The sequence below is a fragment of the Streptomyces sp. MnatMP-M17 genome, from assembly GCF_900091995.1.
Lineage (GTDB): Bacteria > Actinomycetota > Actinomycetes > Streptomycetales > Streptomycetaceae > Streptomyces.
Genome location: NZ_FMDK01001258.1, coordinates 1 through 2,189 on the forward strand (window position 1 = coordinate 1; position 2,189 = coordinate 2,189).

Here is a 2,189-nt window from a genome sequence, read left to right on the forward strand (position 1 = left end):
GGTGCCGCTGCGGCGGCACCGCCCACCGGGTGGACCACCGTCATCAACAAGACGAGCGGCAAGTGCGTCGACGCACGCGCCGCGGCCACCGGCAACGGCACCGCCGTACAGCAGTACACCTGCAACGGCAGCCTCGCCCAGCACTGGAGCCTCACCACCACCAGCGGCGGCCATGTCAGGGCCGGCAACCGCAACGCCGACAGTCAGGTCTGGGACGTGACCGACGTATCGGCCGCCGACGGCGCGGCGATCCAGCTCTGGACCTACAGCGACGGCACCAATCAGCAGTGGCTGCCGGTGGAGGAGGCCGACGGCGCGTACCACTTCGTCAACCGCGCCAGCGGCAAGTGCCTCGATGTGCCGGGCGCCTCGACCGCCGACAGCGTCCAGCTCCAGCAGTACACCTGCAACGGATCGGGCGCGCAGTCGTTCCGGGTGGAGGCCGCGGAGCCGCCGGTGCCTCCGGGCACTCCGGACCTCGGCCCCAATGTGACCGTCTTCGATCCGTCGATGTCGGCCGCCACCATCCAGAGCCGGGTGGACGCCACCTTCCGCCAGCAGGAGACCAATCAGTTCGGCACCCAGCGGGCAGCTTTCCTGTTCAAACCGGGCACCTACAACGCCGATGTGAACGTCGGCTTCTACACCCAGGTCGCCGGCCTCGGTCTCTCGCCGGACGATGTCAGCATCCGTGGCGCCGTCCATGTGGAGGCCGACTGGTTCCCGCCGCAGAACGCCACCCAGAACTTCTGGCGCAGCGCCGAGAACCTGTCCGTCACACCCACGACGGGCACCGACCGCTGGGCGGTCTCCCAGGCCGCTCCGTACCGCCGTATGCATGTGCGCGGCAATCTGGCGCTGGACGACGGCGGCTGGTCCAGCGGTGGCTTCATGGCCGACTCCAAGGTCGACGGGCAGGTCAGGTCCGGCTCCCAGCAGCAGTGGCTCTCCCGTAACACCGAGTGGGGAAGCTGGACGGGATCCAACTGGAACATGGTGTTCGTCGGCGCGCGGAACGCGCCCGCGAACAGCTTCCCCAACCCGCCCTACACCACGGTCGACCAGACTCCGCAGGTGCGCGAGAAGCCGTTCCTGTACATCGACCAGGCCGGTGCCTACAAGGTGTTCGTCCCGGCGCTGCGTGACAACTCCAGCGGTACGACCTGGTCGGCCGGGGCTCCTGCGGGTACGTCGATCCCGCTGGACCAGTTCTACATCGCGAAGCCGGGAACGAGCGCCGCGGATATGAACGCCGCGCTGGCACAGGGCAAGAATCTGCTGGTCACTCCGGGTGTTTACCATCTCAACCAGACCTTGAGGATCACCCGTCCCGACACGGTCGTCCTCGGGCTGGGCCTCGCGACGTTCATCCCGGACAACGGCATCACGGCGGTGTCCGTGGCCGATGTGGACGGTGTGAAGGTGGCCGGTCTGCTCATCGACGCCGGGCCCGTCAACTCCCAGCGGTTGATGGAGGTCGGCGCCGACGGCTCCAGCGTGAGCCACGCGGCCAACCCGACCTCACTGCACGATGTGTTCTTCCGCATCGGCGGCGCCGGTGTCGGCAAGGCGACCACCAGTCTGGTCGTCAACAGCCGCAATGTGATCGGCGACCATATGTGGATCTGGCGCGCCGACCACGGCAGCGGCGTGGGCTGGAACACCAACACGGCGGACACCGGTCTGGTCGTGAACGGCGCCGATGTCACGATGTACGGCCTGTTCGTCGAGCACTACCAGAAGCATCAGACGATCTGGAACGGCAACGGCGGAAAGACGTACTTCTACCAGAACGAGATGCCCTACGATCCGCCCAACCAGGCGGCCTGGATGAACGGCACGACGCAGGGCTACGCCGCCTACAAGGTGGCGCCGTCCGTGACCAGCCATCAGGCGTACGGGCTCGGCAGCTACTGCTTCTTCAACGTCAACAACAGTGTGACGGCGGAGCACGCGTACGAGGTGCCCAACAACGCCAATGTGCGCTTCCGCAACATGGTGACGGTCTCGCTCGGCGGCACCGGGACCATCCGGCATGTCATCAGTGACCGGGGAGGGCCGTCGAACTCGTCCACGAACGTGGCGAATCTCGTCGCTTATCCCTGACGAGGCCCGGCCAAGCCCTTAGCGGCGGCGGCAGACGGCGACAGGCCGACAGGCGGCCCGTGGACGGAACTTCCGTCCACGGG

Annotated in this window: 1 protein-coding gene; it reads left to right on the plus strand. The window is 67.2% G+C overall.

The features are described 5' to 3' along the window. On the plus strand, nucleotides 1-2,106 hold a 2,106-nt coding region (locus tag GA0115259_RS38375), incomplete at its 5' end, for an RICIN domain-containing protein (protein ID WP_107469434.1). Nucleotides 2,107-2,189 lie beyond the last annotated feature (83 nt).